Source organism: Paenibacillus sp. BT-177 (assembly GCF_025846815.2).
Taxonomy (GTDB): domain Bacteria; phylum Bacillota; class Bacilli; order Paenibacillales; family Paenibacillaceae; genus Paenibacillus; species Paenibacillus polymyxa_C.
In genome coordinates this window covers 132,240-152,306 of record NZ_JAOYTP010000008.1, presented here as the reverse complement: position 1 = coordinate 152,306, position 20,067 = coordinate 132,240, and the positions used below count along the sequence as shown (strand labels likewise).

12 protein-coding genes and 1 pseudogene are annotated in these 20,067 nt (G+C 42.5%); 10 read left to right on the top strand and 3 right to left on the bottom strand.

What is annotated here, in order from left to right; genetic code table 11:
* The first annotated feature begins 7 nt into the window (after positions 1-7).
* The 5 genes from OIU26_RS20755 to OIU26_RS20735 all read left to right on the top strand — a co-directional run bounded on the left by OIU26_RS20755 (position 8) and on the right by OIU26_RS20735 (position 13,011).
* Positions 8-9,367 carry a non-ribosomal peptide synthetase gene (locus OIU26_RS20755; protein ID WP_264217876.1) on the top strand — a complete coding sequence of 3,120 codons (9,360 nt, stop codon included), beginning with the start codon at positions 8-10 and terminating at the stop codon, positions 9,365-9,367.
* A gap of 12 nt (positions 9,368-9,379) precedes the next feature.
* Positions 9,380-9,730 carry a hypothetical protein gene (locus tag OIU26_RS20750; RefSeq protein WP_264217875.1) on the top strand — a complete coding sequence of 117 codons (351 nt, stop codon included), beginning with the start codon at positions 9,380-9,382 and terminating at the stop codon, positions 9,728-9,730.
* Between the two features lie 39 nt (positions 9,731-9,769).
* On the top strand, positions 9,770-10,462 hold the full coding sequence (locus OIU26_RS20745) for a response regulator transcription factor (RefSeq protein WP_264217874.1): 693 nt from the start codon (positions 9,770-9,772) through the stop codon (positions 10,460-10,462).
* 4 nt (positions 10,463-10,466) lie between these two features.
* Complete coding sequence (locus OIU26_RS20740) at positions 10,467-11,519, top strand: HAMP domain-containing sensor histidine kinase (protein WP_165083924.1); 1,053 nt, start codon at positions 10,467-10,469, stop codon at positions 11,517-11,519.
* Positions 11,520-11,844: 325 nt separating this feature from the next.
* A complete protein-coding gene (locus tag OIU26_RS20735) occupies positions 11,845-13,011 on the top strand; it encodes an esterase FrsA (RefSeq protein WP_264217873.1) in 1,167 nt (388 codons plus the stop codon).
* 184 nt (positions 13,012-13,195) lie between these two features.
* Here the strand turns inward: OIU26_RS20735 and OIU26_RS20730 are convergent.
* Together OIU26_RS20730 and OIU26_RS20725 are read right to left on the bottom strand one after the other, a co-directional pair.
* A pseudogene (locus tag OIU26_RS20730) lies at positions 13,196-13,441 on the bottom strand (TetR/AcrR family transcriptional regulator); the annotation flags it as partial.
* A gap of 140 nt (positions 13,442-13,581) precedes the next feature.
* Positions 13,582-14,457, bottom strand: coding sequence for a LysR family transcriptional regulator (locus tag OIU26_RS20725; protein WP_436449180.1), 876 nt, complete (start codon positions 14,455-14,457; stop codon positions 13,582-13,584).
* 133 nt (positions 14,458-14,590) lie between these two features.
* On the opposite strand from OIU26_RS20725, the gene OIU26_RS20720 reads away from it, so the two are divergent.
* The 4 genes from OIU26_RS20720 (at position 14,591) to OIU26_RS20705 (ending at position 18,371) form a co-directional block, all read left to right on the top strand.
* Positions 14,591-15,439 (top strand): alpha/beta fold hydrolase, encoded by an 849-nt coding sequence (locus OIU26_RS20720; RefSeq protein WP_264217871.1) that lies wholly within the window; start codon positions 14,591-14,593, stop codon positions 15,437-15,439.
* A gap of 156 nt (positions 15,440-15,595) precedes the next feature.
* Complete coding sequence (locus tag OIU26_RS20715; RefSeq protein ID WP_264217870.1) at positions 15,596-16,834, top strand: YbfB/YjiJ family MFS transporter; 1,239 nt, start codon at positions 15,596-15,598, stop codon at positions 16,832-16,834.
* A 78-nt stretch (positions 16,835-16,912) separates the two neighbouring features.
* Positions 16,913-17,701, top strand: a complete 789-nt coding sequence (murI, locus tag OIU26_RS20710; protein WP_264217896.1) for a glutamate racemase — start codon at positions 16,913-16,915, stop codon at positions 17,699-17,701.
* 277 nt (positions 17,702-17,978) lie between these two features.
* Complete coding sequence (locus OIU26_RS20705; RefSeq protein WP_264217869.1) at positions 17,979-18,371, top strand: tautomerase family protein; 393 nt, start codon at positions 17,979-17,981, stop codon at positions 18,369-18,371.
* A gap of 156 nt (positions 18,372-18,527) precedes the next feature.
* Here the strand turns inward: OIU26_RS20705 and OIU26_RS20700 are convergent, their stop codons facing one another.
* Entirely contained in the window at positions 18,528-19,079 is a 552-nt protein-coding gene (locus tag OIU26_RS20700; RefSeq protein ID WP_264217868.1) for a GNAT family acetyltransferase, read from the bottom strand.
* 231 nt (positions 19,080-19,310) lie between these two features.
* Here OIU26_RS20700 and OIU26_RS20695 point away from each other — a divergent pair, with 231 nt between their 5' ends.
* A complete protein-coding gene (locus OIU26_RS20695) occupies positions 19,311-19,922 on the top strand; it encodes an MBL fold metallo-hydrolase (RefSeq protein WP_264217867.1) in 612 nt (203 codons plus the stop codon).
* Positions 19,923-20,067 lie beyond the last annotated feature (145 nt).

Below are 20,067 nucleotides of genomic sequence, written 5' to 3'. Positions count from 1 at the left end.
AAATCCGATGAGTAAAAGCCTTGAAATCGAAAAAGTGGCTAATTTAACGCCTTTGCAGGAGGGGATGCTCTTTCATACAGTGATGGAGCCAGAATCACAGGCTTACTATGAGCAGGTACGAATGACCATTAGGGGTGAACTGAACCTGGAGGCTCTGCAAAAGAGCTTCCAGACTCTGGTGCAGCGTCATGAGGCGCTTCGTTCGAATATTTATCATCAAAGCGCCTCCCGTTCGCGGCTCATCGTGTTTAAGGAGCGAAATGCGGTGCTTCGTTACGAGAATTTGATAAATATTCCCGAGGCAGAGCAAGCTGCAGCCATTCACAGCTATGCAGACACAGATCGGAACCAGCGTTACGATCTGAGCAAGGATTTACTCATTCGTCTGACGGTGCTTCAAACCAAAACGCACGTATATACGCTACTTTTAAGCTTTCATCATATAATTATGGACGGTTGGTGCCTCGGCATCGTTATGGAAGAGCTGTTCGCGGCTTATGAAGCACTGAAAGCGGGTAAGACTGTACAACTGCCGACACCGCAGCCTTATACGGGCTATGCCCGCTGGCTGGATAAGCAGGATAAGAAGGCGGCGAAGGAGTACTGGCAGTCCATTCTGAACAGCTATGATCAGCCAGCCGTGCTGCCGACCCTGCCTGTAGCACATTCACTCCTGGCAGATACCGGGTACCTGCTGCATGAGCATAAAATAACACTCACGGATGAAACAACCCGTCATTTGCGAACGGTGGCAGAACACAACGGCACAACCCTTAGCAGTCTGTTTCTGGCCGCATGGGGAGTGGTGCTTGGTGGATACAACCAAAGTGAAGACGTCGTTTTCGGCACCGTTGTTTCCGGTCGGCCGCCGGAGCTTGCAGGTGTAGAACAGATGTTGGGACTTTTCATAAACACCATACCGGTACGAATCAAATGGGATGCAGACCAGCTGTTTTCAAGTCTGCTTCGTGAAGTGCAGCGTAACATGGTTCAATCACGGGCATATGACTATTGTTCACTCGCTGAAATACAGGCCCAGTCAGTGCTCAAGCAGCAACTTATGGATCATTTTGTTGTATTTGAAAACTACCCACTAGAGGATATAGTTGGTCGGCCTGATTTGCAGGAACGGCTTGGATTTGTCGTAGAGGACGCCCAGTTGTCTGAAGAAACGCCTTACCACTTCAATATCGAAGTAGAAGACGGAAAAGCACTGGGCTTTATGCTGTCCTACAACAGCTATGTCTACAGCGATGAAGCCATGAAACGGTTAGCCGGACATTTGGAGCACGTACTCGTTCAGATTGCACATGCACCTGAACTCCCGCTGGAGGACATTCGCCTGCTGACTGCTAGCGAGAAGGCTGAGCTCACCAATGTATGGAGCGGACCGGTTGCCGCCTATCCTGCTGGGACGTTCCATGGAATATTTGAGGCGCAGGCAGAACGTGTGCCGGAACAGACTGCTGTCATCTACGAAGATAGCGCACTGACCTATCATGAGCTGAATGAGAAGGCCAATCTGCTTGCTCAAGCGCTACAAAGCCGCGGAGTCGAACGCGAGCATCTCGTCGCCGTGATGCTTGAGCGTTCAGCAGATATGATTATCGCTGTGCTAGGCATTATGAAAGCGGGAGCTGCCTACGTACCTGTCGATCCGACCTACCCGAAGGAGAGAATTACTTACATGCTGCAGGATAGCAGGGCTACGATTATGCTCACGCAATCTTCCCTGACTGAACTACTGGCAGATGTGGATTTTGTAGGTGAAGTGCTGGATTTGCCAGTATTACTTCAACAAGCTTCGCAAGCGGAGCAGGCCTACCAACAGGGGCCCACTTACACACCTATCCATGATCCTGAGGCTTTGGCTTACGTCATTTACACATCGGGAACGACGGGCAACGCCAAAGGCGTGATGATCGAGCATCGCCATTACGTAAATACGGCGTGGGGCTATAGAGAAGCTCACCAGTTAAAAGAATTTCCAGTCAAGCTCCTTCAGATTGCCAGTATGTCGTTCGATGTCTTTGCAGGTGATCTGGCCAAGACATTTGTGAACGGGGGCACCATGGTCATCTGCCCGCAGGATGTGCGCAACGATCCTCCAGCTTTGGCGCAGGTCCTCGAGCAGCATAAAATTACGACGTTTGAAGCTCCGCCAGCCTTGTTGACGCTGCTTATGGACTATGTATATGAACACGGTACAGATGTCAGTGCCATGAAGCTGCTTACTACAGGCGCGGACAGCTTTGGCGTTGATAATTATCGGACACTTTTGAATCGCTTCGGTGATACGATGCGCATCATGAATACCTATGGTGTAACCGAAGCTGCAATTGATTCCAGCTTTTATGAAGAAACTGCTGAACGTATGCCTTCATCCGGTATCGTCCCGATTGGAAAGGCACTGCCCAATCATAAAGTATATATCCTGGATGAGGCTTTGCGTCCGCTCCCGATCGGTGTAGCCGGGGAGCTGTGCTTGGGCGGTGCCTCAGTAGCCCGCGGATATTTGCACCGTCCTGACTTGACGGCGGAGAAATTTGTACCGAATCCTTTTGTGAACGGAGAGCGTCTGTACCGCACCGGAGATCTGGCACGCTGGCTGCCGGATGGCAACATTGATTTCATCGGCCGAGTTGACTTTCAGGTGAAAATTCGTGGCTACCGGATCGAGCCTGGGGAAATTGAGTCGGCCTTACTCCAATTGGATGAGGTACGCCAAGTGGTGGTCACGGATAGAACGGATAAGGGCGGACAAAAGTATTTGTGCGCCTACGTAGCAGGTGCAGCCAACAAATCCTTCCTGCGGACAGAGCTGGCCAAGCAGTTGCCGAGCTATATGGTGCCCGCACATATTATCGTGCTGGATCAATTGCCTTTGACCCATAACGGCAAAATTGATCGTCATGCGCTTCCGGAACCCGAAGATTTTGTGTTGACCGATACCGAATATGAAGCGCCGCGGAGCGAATTGGAGCAGACACTCGCTTCCATCTGGGAGGAAGTTCTTGGCGCTAATCCGATTGGCCTGCGCAACAACTTTTTCGAGCTCGGCGGAGATTCTATCAAAGCACTGCAAATTGCAGCCCGGTTGAATGCAAAGGGCCTCAAAATGGACATGAAGGATTTGTTCCGTCATCCGCAGATTGATTTGATCGTTCCTTATATTAAGACAATAACACGGATCATCCCGCAAGGGGCAGTCAAAGGTGCAGTGGAGCTGACGCCAATCCAGTGGGAATTTTTTGAGTATCATCAAACCGAACGTCATCATTACAATCAGGTTGTCATGCTCCAGAACACCGAAAGATGGAATGAAACCTGGCTGAGAAGCGCCATGGATAAGCTGACCACGCACCATGATGCCTTGCGAATTACCTTTGATGAGCGAGAAAAAAAACCTGTCGCCTATAACAGAGGCACAGCCGAAGGTGAATGCTTCACAATGGAAAGCTACAACTTATTACATGCTGATCAACCTGAGGCAGAAATCTTACAATTGGCTGACGCGTTACAACGCGGCTTTGATTTGCGTAACGGCCCGCTTGTGCGTTTGGCTTTATTCCGGCTGCAGGAAGCCGACCATTTATTAATCGTCATTCACCATCTTGTCGTAGACGGTGTATCGTGGAAAATTCTGTTGGAAGACCTGGAAAAAGCCTATCAGCAGGCTGCTAACGGTCAAAAGCTACAATTGCCTGCCAAAACTGATTCCTATAAGGAATGGGCAGCACGTTTATCCAAGTACGCGCATAGCGCGCAGGTGCGTCAGGAAATAAACTATTGGAATGAGGTAGAAGCCCGTGAGGTACGTCCTCTGCCAAAAGATCATGAGGTTTCGGTTAGCCTCATCCGTGACGCACACCAATCAGAAGTGACACTCAGCCGGGAAGAAACTGAAAACCTGTTGAAACACGCGCACCATGCCTACAATACAGAAATAAATGATATTTTACTGACGGCGCTAGGATTAGCTTTTTATGAATGGAGCGGACATGCTGAAATTGCAGTCCAGGTGGCTAGTCATAACAGGACGGATTGGATTAAAGACATTGACGTATCCCGTACAGTTGGCCGGTTTACGTCCGTATATCCGTTTGTGGTACATGTGAGCAAGCCCGAAGATCTGGCCTATCAAATCAAGCTGATTAAAGACAATTTGCGGCGTGTACCCAACCAGGGTGCTGGCTATGGTATTTTACGCTATTTGACCAACAGGGAGCAGCAGGATAAAACAACTTTTTTTTCTGCCAAGCCACCTGAGATCAGCTTTAACTTTGACGAAGAAGCCAGAGAAGGTACAACATGGCGTACCTCGGCACTATCCATGTTTGCCGGTTCCGCAATCAGCCCTCTGACTGAAAAAGCACCCGGCTTTGGTATTCATGGTGTGGTGGCTAATGAAAGACTCAGCATTGTATTCGAATATAACGCGCGTGAATATGAAGCATCGACGGTGGCGCAACTTACAGCCAGCTTTAAGAATCATCTGATCGAACTTATTCGCCATTGCTGTGCTAAGGAAACAGCAGAACAAAGCCCGACGGATTTTACATATGGGCAATTGTCTTTGGACCAGTTTGAAAATATTGCAAATCGTTTGACAGATAAGCTGTTAAACCACCAAGTGAAAATTAAAGACCTCTATCCGCTTTCCCCGATGCAGGAGGGAATGCTATTTCATGCCATAGCTGATGAAAAGTCAGAGGCTTATTTCGAACAAACGATTATTACCATTCATGAAGCTATGGATACCGACCTAATCAGCCGAAGCCTACAAAGGCTGATTGACCGCTATGATATTTTCCGTACGGTATTCGTGTATAAGGAGACGGATCGTCCTCTTCAGGTTGTACTGGAGGAACGATCAGCTACTCCTGGGCATACCGAAGATGTGCGCGGTCTACCGGAGGCGGAAAAGCAGAGACGACTCCAAGCCATTTTACAGGAAGAGCGGCAGAGAGGTTTTGACCTGGAGAAGGAAGTTCTTATCCGGTTAGCGCTTGTGCAGTGGGATGAGGATATCTCGAAGCTTATCTGGATTTCTCATCATATAATTATGGACGGCTGGTGCCTGCGAACGGTAGCCAAAGATTTTTTTGAAATTTACACATCACTTCGGGACGATACACCTTTAAAATTAGAGCCCGTCTATCCATTCAGCAGCTTTATTCAGTGGTTGGAAAGACAAAATAAAGAGGAAGTAGCAGCATACTGGAACCATTATATAGATTATTTTGAAAATGAAACCATTGTGCCCGGCTATACCCGATCCGTTGATTCTTCGTTTCAGGCAGAGCAGCTCATATGCACATGGGGAGAGCAGCTGACCCAAGGCATGGAGCAAATGGCCAAGCAAAACTGTGTTACCGTCAGCACTTTATTTCAAACCGTATGGGGCTTGTTACTACAAGCGTACAACAATAGTAATGATGTCATTTTCGGGTCCGTTGTGTCGGGCAGACCTGATGAGGTCTCTGGGATTGAAAATATGGTCGGATTATTCATTAATACCATACCTGTACGTATTAAAAGCTCCGCAGAACTTCGATTTTCCGACTTGCTTACGTCTATACAGGATTCCTTGATGGAGTCCAATCGGTATTCCTATTGTTCCTTGGCTGATATTCAAGCCCATAGTGTACTAAAACAAAACCTGATCCAGCATATTGTTGCCTTTGAGAATTTCCCAGTTTCGGAAGAACTTGTGGACACGGAAGTAAAATCCAAATCTCTCCGTGTTGGTAAAGTTGAGGATATTGAACAGACCAACTATGATTTAAATGTAATCGTCATGCCTGGGCGCGAGCTGGAAATCAAATTTAGTTATAATGCATTGACGTATAACAAAAATGCGATCAAACAATTGGCTGCCCACCTCATCCAAATCATGGAGCAAGTGATTCAGAACCCAAATATCCGGGTTTCGGAGATTGATCTTTTGACGGCAGAGGAAAAACAACAGATTTTGTTTGAATTTAACGATACACGAAGACCGTACCCATCCGATCACACTATACATCGCGCCTTTAAAGAACAAGCAGAGAAAACACCGGAAGCAGTAGCGGTTGTATTTGAAGATCGTGAGCTAACCTACCGTGAATTAAATATAAAAGCTAATCAACTAGCCTCGAAACTGCGGAAACTGGGCGTTGTGTCAGAAACCATCGTAGGCATCTTGACTGAACGTTCACCAGAAATGATTATCGGTATTCTTGGTATTTTGAAGGCGGGTGGAGCCTACTTGCCGCTGGAGCCTTCTTATCCGCAGGAACGGATTATGTTCATGCTTCAGGATAGCGGCAGCGAAATTTTGCTAACCCTGTCCGGCAAGGGAAAACAGATGAACACTTTCAATTTCTCCGGTATGGTTCTGGATCTGGCAGACATCAACTCCTACGATTCAGACGACTTCATTCTTTCTGAATCGATGACGGCAGACGACCTGGCGTATGTCATGTATACATCCGGTTCGACCGGGCGTCCCAAGGGTGTCATGGTTGAACACCGGAATGTCATACGGCTAGTGAAGAACACCAATTACATGCCATTTGCCGAGAACGAACGCATTTTGCTAACAGGGGCGCTCGTGTTCGATGCCTGTACCTTTGAAATTTGGGGAGCTTTGCTGAACGGATTGCGCTTGTACATTGTACCGGAATCCGTAATCTTGGATGCTGTTCAGCTTGGTGAAGCGCTGGATCGATATCATATTACAACGATGTGGCTGACATCGCCTTTGTTTAATCAGCTCACCCAGCATAAACCAAATCTCTTTGCTTCGCTAAAGCACCTGCTGGTGGGCGGGGACGTGCTTTTACCCGGGATCATTAATACGGTGAGAGCATATTCTCCGGGGCTGAACGTTATCAACGTTTATGGACCCACGGAAAACACCACCTTTTCTACTTATTTCCCGATTGATAAGGAATATAACAGTATTCCTATTGGCCGTCCGATTGGCAATTCAACCGTTTATATTATGGATTCTTCAAGCAGGCTGCTGCCCATTGGTGCTCAAGGAGAAATATGTGTTGGCGGGGATGGTCTTGCGCGTGGCTACCTGAACCGGGATGATCTGACCCAGCTAAATTTTGTCCCTAATCCATTCATTCCGGGCGGAAAAATGTATCGGACAGGTGATTTGGGCAGATGGCTACCGGATGGCAATCTGGAGTATCTCGGACGGATAGACCAGCAGGTTAAAATCCGCGGATATCGTATTGAACCTGGGGAAATTGAAAACCTGCTCATGAGACATGATGCGGTTCAGGAGGCGCACGTAGCGGTAAAAAGCACGAAGGATGGCCAAAAAACGCTCTGTGCTTATATCGCAACTGACGTACCGCTATCTAAGCATGATATGAAAACCCATTTGACTGGCCAGTTACCGGCTTATATGATTCCTGACCATTATGTGTTCCTACCGGCTTTTCCTCTGACAACGAACGGTAAAATCGACCGCCAAGCATTGCCTGAACCAGAAATGACCAGCGGTTCCGATATGGAATATGTTGCTCCGACTAATGAAGTGCAACAACAATTGGCCAATCTGTGGCAAGCAGTGCTTGGCGTTGAAAAGATCGGCATTGACGACGGATTTTTCGAGCTTGGAGGTCATTCATTGAAGGCCATTCAGTTGGTATCCAAAATGCAGGAATCGAACATTCCACTAGATATACATCAATTGCTGCGATATCAAACGATCAGAAACCTGGCCAAGCTGTTACAACGTGGTGAAGAGGGCGGAGAGAACACGGATACGCTTATTGCGAAAACTCAGGAGGTTGAGCAGGCAATTGCCGATGCGTTTGGTGTACAGGCATGGCTTCATTTCGTATCCGCCGATAAGCAAGACTATTTGTTCCTGCAAGTTAAGCCTTTTCACACAGAACAAGTCCAGGCAATCACAGCGTTTATCCAATCTCGTATCCATCCAGACCTTCATCCCCATTATATCGTTCGCTGGGGAACCGACGAACCAGATAGAATTTTTGGGACTCTACCAACTAACGAAGAACAAGAAACCTTACTTAAACTACAAGCCGATGAATGGCTTACTAGCATTGCCGAGTCAAATATAAGCTGGAATACCAATATATTAAGTCTAAATGCTATTGGGTGCTATCCGCTTGCACCAGCTCAGCAGTATCATTTGCAGCATTTTACAGGCTCAGGCATGGCTATACAGTTAGATAGCTACTTGGACACCGAGCGTTTGACCGCAACAATTCAGCGGCTTCTTCACCGCCATGAATTGCTAAGAAGTGTGCTTGTTCAATCGTCCGGAGCATGGGAATGGGAGCTGCATCCAGCTTCAGAGCATCTTTCTATACCGATTGTTGATCTCTCGGATCAGCCGGTACAAGCACAACGTAGGCTACTTTTATCTATCGCTTCCAGCCTGTTTTTAGAACCTTATGAACTTACACAATCGTTGCAGTACCGGATTGTCCTGGTTCGCTTAAATTTGCGTGAACATCTGTTGTTATTTCCTTGCTCGCACATCATCTTTGATGCTACGAGCAGCGACATCTTACGCAGACAGCTTCTTGATGAATATCATCACCCGCAACAGGAATATACGATAGAAGAGGTGCAGTACCGGGATTATGTGAACCATATCCGTCAAGGCCCTCAAGGAATCAGAGATCAGGAAATCAGCGAGCAATTCGAACTTCAGAGGTTTGGTGAGAATAATGAACGTATCCACGCGCTGACCGAAGAACGCAACTATGCTGACACTACTAGATATCGCTGTACGCTGAATTTAAGCGGAATTTCAGAGCAGCACGGCCCTGCGATGATGTGGGAGATTTCGCTTCAAATGGCTGTACGTTTTTTCAGCAGCTATTTCGAAGGCTCTGATGTTCCGCTTTGGCTTACTAATTATGGAAGGCAATATGGCGACCGGAATTATTTTGGAATCGTAGGCGAGTGTATTGATCATATCCCCGTTGTACTGCAGGAAGATGACATGGAACCCTATGAAAAGAGCATCCATACCCATCTGGACTTTGCTTCACGCTATCATTTGAACTTTTTCAACCTGATCTTCAATGCGGAAATGGAGGAAGCTTACCCAGTATCCAGTAGCTTTTTGAAAAAGGGACTTGGACAGCTGCCCATCGTATTCAACTATTTAGGTGAGGGACGCGATAATGCAGAATTGCTCGACAATCTATATACTGAAAGCACACAGACTAATGTCAACAAGGTCATTTTCTTCGAGTCAGAGCATGTAGGGGATATTCTGAAAATTTCACTTACTATTCCATATAAAGAAAACCGGCAGTATATCCATCAAATCTTCCAGACTGCTCGTGACAGGCTTTTGAATGCTTTGACTATTTTGCAGTAAGAAGATGAAGATGTGAATCTATTGTTTAAGGATAGCCGTTTTATCCGTTTCTTCGCATCTCGTACTTCTGCCAATATCGCGGATAGCATTTATTCTATCGTCCTGCTGTATTTTGTTCAGCAATCGACACAGTCGGTGGCGATGACCAGCTTCACGTATACGGCCGTATCTGCGGCGTCGATTTTCAGCTTTCTCGGGGGTCCTTTGGTGGACCGTTATTCACCGCCTTTGTTAGCCAGCATCGCTTTGTTTACGCAGGCTGTGTTAATTTTGGCCGTCCCGTTTCTCATTCAGGGCGGGATGGCCAATCTGGTCGCTATTCTTGTTATTGTATTCATTGCATCATGCTGCCGCAACTGGTAGACTCGCAAAAGTATATTAAAGCAGCTCGGAGGTGCAAAAGTGCAAAAAAAGATATTAATTGTAGATGATGATAAAGATATAGTAAAACTCATAACAAAGAGTTTAAGTTATGAGGGATTTGAAACGATTCCAGCATATTCTGGGAAAGAAGCCTTATGTGCATTGAAAGAAAATCACATTGATTTCATCATTCTTGATATAATGATGCCTGGTATGAATGGTCTTGATGTCTGCCGAAGCATCAGAAATTCTTATAATGCTCCAATTCTGTTTTTAAGCGCTCGGGATAAGGATATTGATAAAATCGTTGGGCTCGAAATAGGGGCAGATGATTATATGACAAAGCCCTTTAGCATTCAGGAGCTTACTTCCAGGATAAGGGCCAACTTCAGAAAAGTTGACAGGCTGCTTAAAGAGTGGAATGAACTTAGTCCCAATAGAGAAAGGACAGATTCTCCTCTCATCTTGAATGATAAGACCTTTGAAGCATTTCTAAATAACAGAAAGCTTAACTTATCAACAAAGGAATTTCAAATATTGTCCATGCTCATGCATAACCCCAATAATGTATTGACTCGTGAGCGGATATATGAATATGTCTGGGGAGACGAATACGGAGAATTAAATACCGTAACGGTTCATATAAAAAATATCCGTAAGAAACTTGGTCCTGAATATGACTTTATTAAAACAATTTGGGGCATCGGATATAAGTATAAGGAAAGAGAGTAATGGTATGAAACTGAAAATAAAGCTGCCTTTACTGTTCCTAGTGATGTTTATAGTTTTTATGGTTTCAATTGGAATCTATTTAAAGTTTATCTTTGCAGCATATTCACCTATATCCAGTTCATTACTGAATCCCTCATATATAGGATTACTCTTTCCTATATTTGCTATTGCCTGTTTCATCTTTATTATTTTGATTATGTATATTTATTTTTTTATAGAAAAACCAATCGGACTGCTTAATACCAGATTGGAAAGAATAAATATTGTGCATCCATTGCCTCCACTTGCATTAAGGAGTAATGATGAAATTGGAGACCTTTATAATCACTTTAATAAGATGGAAAAGAGGCTCCAACTAGCACACAAAGAGCAAACGGATATCATTGCTGCCATTGCTCACGATCTAAAGGCACCATTAACATCTATTAATGGTTTTGCTGAACTGTTAGCTATGCAAAAGGGTCTATCAGAAAATGAAAAGCAGGAATATTATGAGTTGATACAAAAAAAGTCAAAATATATGGCTGAACTCATCAATGACTTTGTAAGCTTCACCAAAGAGAAACAGGATTTAGAATCCATGACTGTGAAACCCGTTGATGCATCAAAATTATTTGAAAACATTGCCCTAGAATATGAATATGAGCTATCAGGACTTGACTGTGAGCTTGTTTACAAACATTTATTCACGGGAAATGTAATGCTTATGGTCAATGAAATTATGATTGGTCGGGTCTTTGGTAATCTCTTCAGTAATGTTGTAAGATATGGAGGAAATAATGAGTTGAAAGTGTATATGACTGGATACTCACAAGGTTCTTATGCCTATTTTGAAATTGAGGATAATGGGACTGGAGTGCCGGATAAGGATATCTCTTCACTATTTCTTAAATTTTTCACTGTGGATAAATCTCGGCAAATTGAAAATGGCGGGATAGGGCTTGGACTTGCAAGCTGTAAATCAATTATTGAACATCATGGTGGAGAAATCTATGCATATTCTTCTGAGTATGGCGGTCTGGGCATAAAGTTCAGCCTTCCACTTGCAAAACATTAATTTTATTTTTTTACAATAATTTAGAGGCCGCTGCTGGTTGAAAGTACAGAACATAGGCAGTGGTCTTTTTGCTTTTTAGTACTTTATGATTTTCTATATTCTCTTTATAAAGATTTATTTTCCTTTTAGAGAAGCTTTATTTTTATATCTTAAAATTTACTTGTAGCTTAAACACTACAAAAAAATTAATAGGAGGAAATGATATGGTAGAAAATCAAGTTTACGGCACCGACATAGATAGGTGCTACCATTTCGAAACATACACCCTTGCTTAATCAGAGAAGAACGGGAGTAATCAATAGAACTAGAAAAGGAGGATACTGCAATGTCAATTGAATTCAGTCGTTGGCCAAACAACTATATGATGTCATATCAAGTAACTAAAGCTCTAGGCATGGCAAGTCTTGGTGCTACTGATGTCACCGAAATTTATGAAGCATGCAAAAAAATAGATCCCAATGATAAGGAAACATGGCATAGGGAATGGCTCATAACAGCAGAGGCCATGGAAAGGCATGGCAAGGAGGCAGAAGCTTTTGGAAACTGGTATACAGCACGTAACTGCTACATTCGTGCTTGCAATTACCACCGAATCGCTGAATATGCTGTGATGGATAATGACACCGAGAAAATCCGTATATTTAGGAAGGTAAATGAACTCTTCGAAGCTGCCGGAAAGTACTTCGATGTCAAACCAGAGAAAATCCAAGTAGATTATGAGGATGTCAAGTTGGATGGGTACTTTTTCTCACCTTCTTGGATAAAAGGTCCGAAGCCCACAATTTTGGCTCTTAATGGTGGTGATGAGTGGTCAATTGAGAACTATTTCTGGTTAGGGCCTGCCTTTATTTCGTGTGGATATAACTTTATGGTCTATGACCAGCCTGGGACCGGTCTCTCAATGTACGAAAAGGGAAAGGGCAGACGAGCTGACAGCGAGGCTTTTCATTCAAGAGCAATCGACTTTCTTCTGACTAGACCGGAAGTGGATCCTAGCAAGATTATTGTCCATGGTGAGAGCTTTGCGGCATACGACTCCCTTAGATTTGCTTCCTTCGACCACAGGATTGCTGCCGTCATCTCTGACGGAGGTACCCACGCATTCGACTGGGAAGCAATGCTAAAATGGATGCCGCCGAGTTTGGCTGCTCACGGCATGAGAATCCTGGGTGCAAAAAGCTTGGATGACTTTGCGGAAAATCCTCGTTTTGCCTACAATCTCGAGGGCGTGCTTCACCAGATAGAATGCCCGCTTCTTGTGATGCACGGTGCGGAAGAGATATTAGTTCAGCCCAATCCACTAACGCAAGCTCTTAAAAATTACGAGCAGGCTGGTTCGAAAAACAAGACGTTCTTCGCCATAGAGGATAGAAGACTTGGCGGATTAGAACACTGCCAGGTAGACAACATCAACGTGCTGCATGAGGTAGTACTGAATTGGCTTTGTTCCATTGGTCTTGGCCCTTCTGCACCTAGACCAAGTGATTGCTAGGACATTTTTTAGTTAATTAGAAGGTGGATCTTATGAAACTTACATTAGTTACGGGTGGAAATGTGTTTGTTAGAAAGCATGTAGCGAGATATTTTAATTTAAGGATCATGAAGTTTAATATAAGGGGTCTCGCCAACATTTTAACCGTTCTATACGCTTATCATTAGCAGACATGGATTTTTGGCTGCAAATATGGAACAAGAGCATCAGCCCATTCCATCTGACATGCCCAGGTATCTATTTTCTTTTAATTTATTAATGTGTGTCTCCATGATTTGATTCAATAAATCATATTTGTCCTGATAATGAAGATAAATCGTACCACGGTTTACGTTTGCTTGGTCTGCAATGGTTGAATGGTAATGTTATCGAAGTTTTTTACAGCCGTTAGCTCTATAACAACAAGAAAGCAGCCGACCAATGTGATCAGCTGCTTTCTTTGTTTTGTTGCCCATGACGCCAGTCCGCTAGAAGGCTGCGGTTTCTATAAGTTAATTACACAGTATGGTTTGTTCTCGTTAATATGGTGCTCTAAAATGTAGGATATTGTCGATAACTTTCGATGGCAGATTACGTAAGAATGAACCTCTGTTTTGAAATCCGGATAAATTCGGATATAGCTGCAGTTTCATAAGTATCTTTACGACGTATGAATAGAGTCGGGGTTTTATAGAATTCTTCCGAGATTTCTTGAGATCGCAAGTTATATTGAACCGTGGCTCTTTCAACCACCGAGCGAGGTAAAAGGGATACTCCGAGACCAGCATGAATACATCCAAGGATTCCTTCCAATGTTCCGAACTCCATGATCTTAGCAGGAATAATTCCTTGCAAATGTAACCAATCCTCGAGTTTTCGTCGGTATGAACACCCAACACGAAATACTAGTAAAGTAAGATTTTGCAATTGTTCAGGCTGATCTATTGAGGGGAATTGTCCTCCCGATATAAACGCAAGTTCCTCAACCCCTACCTCAGTAATATCGAGCTCAGCATGATCAACTGGCGCAGCTACGAAAGCTCCGTCCAACTCGTATTTCAACACTAAATGGATAAGTTCTTCCGTCGTTCCAGTTTTTAATGCCAAATCCACCTCTGGATAGGATTTATGGTAATCAGTGAGAATAGATGGTAGCCGAATCGCAGCTGTGGTTTCAGGCGATCCGATCCGAAGCGGGCCTCTTGGGATTGAGTTATCTGCCACGACTCGTTCTGCCTCTTGAGTAAGAAAGACAATTTTCTCAGCATAGGACTTGAGTGTCTCTCCGGATGTTGTGAGCCGAACCCCTTGCCGGCCACGACGAAATAACGCTGTTTTCAGTTTCTTTTCAAGCTGCTGGATACGGATGCTTATACTCGACTGAACATATTCCATTTTTTCGGCTGCTTTGGTAATGCTTCCTTCGTTCGCAACCGCCAGAAAAATCTGCAAGTCCCGGATGTCCACCGTCATTCCTCCATTTTATTATTGATAATTTTGATATTACAAATCGTATAAATTCATTTTACACGATATTTTTGAGGAGTTACAATTAGTTTAGTAAACGGCAGGTCTTATGAAGAAAACAGGAGGTTATAGTATGAGGGCTTATCATTCATTAGAGATAGAAGGATTAAACGTATTTTATCGTGAGGCTGGTAATCCCAACAAGCCAGTCATTTTATTGCTTCATGGCTTTCCATCCGCAAGTCATATGTTTAGAGAGCTAATACCTATTTTAGAAAAAGACTACTATTTAATTGCTCCTGATTATCCGGGGTTCGGGAATACCTCATCACCTGACAGAGAAGATTTCCAGTATACATTTGACCATATTACTGAAATTATCGAAACTTTCATCGATAAACTAGGGCTTACTAAATATGCGTTATATGTCTTTGACTACGGAGCCCCTATTGGCTTTCGCATTGCCAAGCACCATCCAGAACGTGTAACAGCAATAATAAGCCAAAATGGCAACATTTATCTTGAAGGACTAGGAGGAAAATGGGCGGCACGAGAAGATTATTGGCGTTATCCTACACAAGAAAAAAGGGAAAGTTATAGGACAGCATTTGCGCCTAACACAATCAAGGGCCAATATGTTGATGGAACAAAGGAAAGTCAAGTTTCCCCAGATGGGTATACTCTTGATATTGCTTATATGTCCCGGCCGGGAAATGATGAGAAACAATTGGATTTAATTTTTGATTACCAAAATAATGTAAAAATGTACCCGGAGTTTCAACAGTATCTCCGTGAATATCAGCCGCCCTTGCTAGCAGTCTGGGGTGAAAATGATGTTTCCTTTATTCCGGCTGGTGCTGAGGCTTTTAAGAAAGATTTACCTAAAGCCGAGATTCATTTATTAGATACTGGGCACTTTGCATTGGAAACACATGCATATGAAATTGGAGAACTAATGTTGGATTTTTTAGGAAAACAATAGAATTTGAAGATTCAAAAGTTGGTAAATCCCGGATGGTGTCTACCGTCATTTCTTTGTTATAAGAATTGTTTTTTTTAATGTTAACCAGGACTTATGTTCATATTAATTGATGTATTAAGAGGTAAATTGAATTTAGAAGGGTGACAGGTCAGTCTCATGGAGAATTCAGGAGCTAAAAATGCGAAATTGTTTAATTCCACAAAGACCATGATCGGTGGTTTAGTTATGCTCATTATTGCAATGGGAATCGGACGTTTTTCATATACTTCCATACTTCCATTGATGCAATCACAAGCTCATCTATCCGCTACGGAATCCGGATATTTGGCAGGGAGTAATAACTTGGGTTACCTTATCGCTGCCTTTGGTGCAGGTTTCATAACCTGGGGATCCCGAAGAGCCTATCATCTTCGGATGCAATTGGTACTCTGCATCATTTTAACGGGACTTATGGGAATCACTTCATCATTTTTGTGGTGGATGATTTTGCGCTTTCTTGCTGGAATTAGTAGCGGCCTTATTTTCGTTCTATCATCAAGTTTAGTGTTGGATGCGTTGTTTTCAGATAAGCGTGAAAATTGGGTAGGTATATTTTACGGAGGAGTTGGCGTTGGTATTGTTTTAGTTGGTTTACTTGCGCCTTTTCTTAGCATTTTCACTTGGAGGGGGCCTTGGATCGGCCTTTTGATCATTAGTATCATCCTTATCGTACCCGTTTGGTCATTTATCCACGATAAAGAGCCGAAACCTATAACTCAAAATGCTGAATCCCTGAGTTCATCAGCGGAAAATCCATCTATTTTCGGCTGGCTACTTATTGCTTATGGACTTGAGGGGTTAGGTTATTTAGTAAGCGCGACGTTTCTTGTAGCAATGGTTAAGCAAATGCCTCATATGTCAAGTTTTGCTGACTTTAGCTGGATTATCGTTGGGATAGCGGCGGTACCATCAACAGTGATCTGGTCCTGGTGGGCGAGTAAAGTCGGTTACATCAAACCATTGATTATTGCGCTTATCCTGCAGGCTGTTGGGGTCATACTACCGGTATGGCTTCCCAATATATTCGGCGTGACGTTAGGATCTGTCCTTTTTGGAGGCACTTTTATGGGCATTTCCATGCTCGCTATCGCCGCAGCACGTATGTCTAGACCATTTAGTGGTAATAGAGCAATTGCTTTGATGACAGGATTTTTTGGTATCGGGCAAATACTCGGTCCAATCGGAGTCGGAATCGTTTTAGAAGTGGCGCATAGCTATAGCCTATCACTACTTCTTGCCACTTTGGTGCTTGTTGTTGCTGCTATAATATTGCTATCCGGTGCAGTCATTTCAAGTCAAAAAGGAGCGATAGGAAATTTGAACCATGCTCGTATTCATCCTGATCAAGAGCTTTAGTTAGATCCTGGGTAATTTACATTGGAACCAGATACAATTGGAATTGGTGAATTAATTCCTTATTGGAGGAATAGAAAAATGCAAATAGGTTTTTTTGATTCTGGTATTGGAGGCATTACTGTATTGCATGATACATTAAAAGTTTTACCTAATGAAGATTATATGTATTACGCAGATACAATAAATGTTCCATATGGGCACAAAACGAAAGATGAAGTTAAAAAGTATGTTTTAAATGCTATAGAATTTATTAGCCAGCAAAAAGTAAAAGCGATAGTGATTGCTTGTAATACTGCCACAAGCGCAGCAATCGAAGAAATAAGGGGAAAATACAGTATTCCAATCATTGGTATGGAGCCTGCCGTAAAACCAGCTGTTAAATCAAAAAAAAATATAGATAAACGAGTTTTAGTAACTGCTACTGCTTTGACTCTAAGGGAAGAAAGACTTCAAAATCTTATTACTAAATTAGATAACGAACATGTTGTTGATTTATTACCTCTTCCGAAATTAGTTCAGTTTGCAGAAAGTTTTGAGTTTAACGAGCAAATAGTGCTGCCTTATCTTCAAGAACAATTATCTATATATGATTTAAGTAAGTATGAAACTATTGTTTTAGGATGTACTCACTTTTCTTACTATAAAGATATATTTAGAAAATTATTTTCATCGGATGTTAATATAATTGATGGAAATAATGGAACTGCAAAAAATCTAAAAAAAGTACTGGAAGAAATGAATTCTTTAGATGAAGGCAACGGTAATATTTCTTTCTATTGTTCAGGGGTCAAAGTCGAGGATAAGGCTAAATTAAAAGAGTTTAATAAACTGTTCAAAAGATTGAATGCTATTAACGAATATAATTAAAAAGTCTGCCAGCCTTTCGGAGTAAACTTCTTTCTGCCTGAGCAATCAGAAGATTCGGAAGAAGCAGTTTACCGGATCACAGATTATCTGAATAAATACCGCATAAAACTTAGAACTGCCCTCAAAATCCATCTCATATGAAGTTTTCAGAATCATTTGAAGAGCAGCTACTGGTACTGTTGGAGGAGCGTGTACCCGTAGTCCGATAATTTTCTTTTATTAGAATGGTTGATAATAAATAGGGAAAAATAATTTTTATTAAAGGGAGGAAGTTAGAATGCCATTACTTCGTTTTGATCTTATTAAAGGACGAGATAAAGCAAGCCTCAAAAAACTTTTGGATGTTGCCCACCAAGTTGTTGTGGAAGCTTTTGACGTTCCTGAGCGAGATCGTTACCAAATCGTTCACGAACACCCGGCGGACCATATGATTAATGAGGATACTGGGCTAGGATTTAACCGTACCGATAGTCTAGTTATTCTCTCCATAATAAGCAAAGCCCGGCCAAAAGAGAAGAAACAAAAGCTCTACTCCTTGCTGGCTGAAAGGTTAGAAGCTGAATGCGGCATCGCACCAACCGATTTAATGGTATCTATTGTTGAAAATAATGATGATGATTGGAGTTTTGGACTGGGGGAGGCACAATTTTTGACCGGTAAGTTAAGCTGATTCAATGCTAGTCGTTTCGATCTTAATCGGTAATATCTCTAATTCTAATCGCCCTTAAATTGGTCTGGTAGGTTAGTTGAAGGGCGATTTCCATGAGGTTTGGTATTGAGATGTAAAATAGGCTTATGGATGGTCCAAAATTACAATTACATCCAATCATTCTGATGTGAAACAACCCAATTCATAGTAAGTATTATTGTTGAAATCAAAGCTTTTAATCACGTCAAGACCAAGCTTTTTGGTATGGGCAGCGTAAGATCTATGATTGATGTGGTTTATAAAAGTTATCAATATCGGATATTTTTTACTCATTTGCATTCTGGAAAAATCAAAAACCTTTCGGAGTACTACCGTCCCCCTGTAATCCATATCAATGCAAATTGGCCCATACTGATAAGTGTTTTCAGTAGAAAGCGTAATCCCCTTATATTCTGTATCTTTCAAATCGTCAATCATAAATTGAAAAAGAGGCCACTTAGCCCAATACTTCCATGAGGCAGCCATCACATAAGCAATAATCTTCTGGCCATGACATGCAATTGTAATTCCATTTTCTTTTTCAATTAATTCCTTAAATTGTTCTTCTGTAAATAAGGTTGTTACGAAGCCATCGTGTTTGTCTTTTTCACTAATGGTTGTAATGTGATATTTTTTTTGTAATTCCACTATAGCAGATATATCATCAACAGTAGCGTTTCTATAAATCATTGTTATCCTCCTATATGGAATGAGCTTAAAAAATTTTACTTCAGCATTCGACATATTGCAACCATTTTAAGTTGTAGGTTTTTGCGAGAGGAAGGCTACACTATGAGAAAATAAAGATTTAGACTGAAAAATAAAGTATTAGACTGATGATGCTTCATTAAGCTAACGGGCAAAATTTCAATGCTAAGTGTATAATTTAGAAGACGTAAAGAATCTAATTTGGAGGCTTCTATGATTAGAGATCGTTGGTTTACAGTGCAACGGATTGATGATAATACATACGCAATTAGTGAATACGGACATTGGGAGAAAGTACATTCATTTTTAGTATTGGGAAATCAAGAAGGGGTATTAATTGATACAGGGCTTGGGATTGATAATATCAAAAGAATAACAGAGCAGTTGACATCTTTACCTCTAAAAGTTATTACGACACATGTCCACACTGACCACATAGGTAACCATGGCGAATTTGAACGGATCTTTGTCCATAAAGGAGATGAAGACTGGCTAATTAACGGGATTCAAGGCTTAACAATAGAGCAAATCAGGAAGAATATTAGAAGAGATATAACCTTGCCTACTCCAGAAAGGTTTAATCCGGATACATACCAACCCTTTAAAGGAAAGCCGACAGGTTTGTTGAAGGATGGTGATATATTCGATCTAGGGGACAGAAGATTAATTATATATCACACTCCAGGACATTCTCCTGGCCATATTTCAGTTTTCGATGAAACAAAAGGGTATTTAAAAATTGCAGTTAAATTTCTGAGGGAACATGATCTCGTCAAATTTGGAACTGGGATTCATAAATTCAACGGATTTAGTGTTCAGTTCTAATAATCTTGTCAAACTAACGGGAAACGTTAGCTCAATAAAATAGCGACAGTCTAGGACTTTATTTCGTGTTATTAGGTCAATCAGAGATTTCTGGTTGGCCTTTTTTCTTAGGCATCATATGATGGCGGTAGCCGAGAGAACGTTG

Excerpts from the sequence above, each read along its gene's own strand:
- OIU26_RS20755 (WP_264217876.1), top strand. The coding sequence starts at position 8 with ATGAGTAAAAGCCTTGAAATCGAAAAAGTGGCTAATTTAACGCCTTTG.
- OIU26_RS20740 (WP_165083924.1), top strand. The coding sequence starts at position 10,467 with ATGAAACTGAAAATAAAGCTGCCTTTACTGTTCCTAGTGATGTTTATA.
- OIU26_RS20735 (WP_264217873.1), top strand. The coding sequence starts at position 11,845 with ATGTCAATTGAATTCAGTCGTTGGCCAAACAACTATATGATGTCATAT.
- OIU26_RS20720 (WP_264217871.1), top strand. The coding sequence starts at position 14,591 with ATGAGGGCTTATCATTCATTAGAGATAGAAGGATTAAACGTATTTTAT.
- OIU26_RS20715 (WP_264217870.1), top strand. The coding sequence starts at position 15,596 with ATGGAGAATTCAGGAGCTAAAAATGCGAAATTGTTTAATTCCACAAAG.
- murI (WP_264217896.1), top strand. The coding sequence starts at position 16,913 with ATGCAAATAGGTTTTTTTGATTCTGGTATTGGAGGCATTACTGTATTG.
- OIU26_RS20705 (WP_264217869.1), top strand. The coding sequence starts at position 17,979 with ATGCCATTACTTCGTTTTGATCTTATTAAAGGACGAGATAAAGCAAGC.
- OIU26_RS20700 (WP_264217868.1), bottom strand. The coding sequence starts at position 19,079 with ATGATTTATAGAAACGCTACTGTTGATGATATATCTGCTATAGTGGAA.
- OIU26_RS20695 (WP_264217867.1), top strand. The coding sequence starts at position 19,311 with ATGATTAGAGATCGTTGGTTTACAGTGCAACGGATTGATGATAATACA.